Source organism: Vulcanisaeta sp. EB80 (assembly GCF_002078205.2).
On the sequence record NZ_LCWN02000133.1, the window covers coordinates 1 to 2364 of the forward strand.

Here is a 2364-nt window from a genome sequence, read left to right on the forward strand (position 1 = left end):
AGGTCACCTATGACTGGATCTATGAATGCCACCGGTATCCTTATTGGGTTTGGTGCCATATTTATTCTTCATAAATCATTGCTTATTTTATTTTTCTTCTATGTTAATAACTGGGTATTGGTGGTTTTATTTAGAATAGAACGTATTTTCTTAGAAAATTGAAGAAAAATTTAAATACTAGAGCCTGAATACTCATTTAATGACTTACAAAAATAAATTGGGAACAATGGATATATCACACATATTCCTTACAATCACTTTGGTAGCTCTAGCAATAGCATTATTAGCACCACTCCACTTCAACGTCAATAAGCTAGAGAACGTACTCACATCACTAATATATGCACAAAATCCTGGTAATAATCCTAGCTATGTATCAACAAATGCCACGGTTGTCAAGTCAAACAATCTGATAACAATAACAATAACCATAAAGAACAACGGGAACAAGCAACTGACAATAGGAGGAACAACGACGATAGGCTCGATGCTATGTGACCTAGAGCCATCAATAACAATACCGCCAAACAGCGAGGGCGTGCTCACATTAGTGATGTACACGATGAATGGCACTACAACAGATCCAGTAACAATAAACCTTGGCGGAAATGCCTACTCAGCCGGTGGTGTACCGGAAATATTCTGCTACAGTGTACACACAAGTATTATACCAAGTAATGGGTTCACAATAACCTTCAGCACAATAGGTAGTAATGGCAAAATCTATGCATATGTAAACCAAGGATGATTCAAAATACGGCACCGAACACTCACCCATGCCATGCTAGCTGTGCATTATTTTATGACTTATTTCGGTAGTGCTATGAACTAACCCAAGGGCTCAACAGCGGGTTCGAGAGCTGCTAGTATAACGAGTACTAATCATCCAGCGAAGTTGGTGCAGTTTCAGTGAGTAGTACGCTTATCTCATAATAATCTCGAGCCTTGTATTAATAATCATTATGTCAATTATGAAAAAGTAAATTAATATGTTCTTAATTATGGCACGTATACGATGTTTATAAGATGAGTAAAGAGACCTATATATAAATGCTGATTATATATGTAGATTATTTATTATGTGTAATTGAACATAGTTTAAAAACTGAATGTTACGACAAGAATGCGCGCGCTGGACCCCTCTCGCCCACGTGTATTACATAAGATAGAGACCTACCTCACGGATGTACTGTCTGATCAACCCTTAATTAAATGCTAATTCAGATTCCATCGAAGAACTTTTGCTTTCAATCGATTTATATGCAAACATTTTCATGGAGTCTGTTGAAATAAAAATTTATAAGGTGGTTCTTTTTGATTAAAATGCATGTCCCGGATTAACAATGAGGTTGGTTCCATATTGAGGAGCCTTGCTATGGATATTGGCAATGGTATTGTGGGTGCCATGCTTATTTATCGTAATGGTTTCATCATATCATCCGTGTCGAGGAATAGCGTAAATATGAAGTCCCTGGGTGCCGTTTTGGCTGCGGTTAAGGGTTCTGTTGATAAGATGCTTGGTAAGGCTGGTTTGGGGAGTTCGGACTTAATAGTTACGAGGGCTGGTGAATACATATTGATAATAACCCCCGTAAACCAAAGCACACTATTAATTAGTATCCTGAGGGAGTTAACAGACCTAGGGTTGGCGTTGTTGGTTGTTGAGAACGCCAGGGAGAAGATAAGTAAGGTAATTCAATGAAGCCGTTGCACCCAATGGGTCTATTAAAACCCATTAAGCCAATTCCTAACCACACGTAACACTTATAATTGTCCCATTGACTACTCGCTTAACTAGTATGTGTAGGATGGTTCTGGCAGTGGGTCGTGTTAAGGATGGCGAAACCCTGGTGGACGTGGTCAAGAGCCTTGTTAATGCAGCATCCATGGATCCCTACGGTAGGGAGTTCCTAAACGAGGAGCAACATAGGGATGGTTGGGGAGCGCTGGTCATTGGGATTAGGGATTCTGGTGTTGCCATGCTTCATCACAGGAGTGTTAAACCGATATTCGAGGATAACCCGGTGGGTGTTATTGGGTCCTTCCTGAAGAGCTTGGATGGTGTTGTGGTGATGATGGTGCATGCGAGGGCTGCAAGCACGGGTACTCCAATAAACATATTCTCGACACACCCAGTTAGGGCTATCACTAATGGTGGTTCCGAGCTCTACATGGTTCATAATGGCTCGTTCAGTAAGGACTTGTTACTAAAGGCCGCCGACGTTTCCGAGGGTGTTGCCAGTAGGTATAATGATACCTACATAGCAAACCTGGCACTGGCTAGGAGGATAGGTAATGATGTTGGTAGGGATGATTTAACCTGGCTACTTAATCATGTAAGGACTGGCGCAAACCTAGGCGTTG

The 2364-nt window shown here is 40.9% G+C and carries 3 protein-coding genes; all 3 read left to right on the plus strand.

The annotated features are described in order from the left end of the window. Nucleotides 1–199 precede the first annotated feature (199 nt). Entirely contained in the window at nucleotides 200–748 is a 549-nt protein-coding gene (locus tag B7L70_RS12455; protein WP_081228447.1) for a hypothetical protein, read from the plus strand. A gap of 579 nt (nucleotides 749–1327) precedes the next feature. Then, nucleotides 1328–1702: a roadblock/LC7 domain-containing protein gene (locus B7L70_RS12460; protein WP_081228448.1), complete on the plus strand. Its 375-nt coding sequence runs from the start codon at nucleotides 1328–1330 to the stop codon at nucleotides 1700–1702. 97 nt (nucleotides 1703–1799) lie between these two features. After that, a partial coding sequence (locus tag B7L70_RS12465) for a class II glutamine amidotransferase (RefSeq protein ID WP_081228449.1) occupies nucleotides 1800–2364 on the plus strand: 565 nt, incomplete at its 3' end.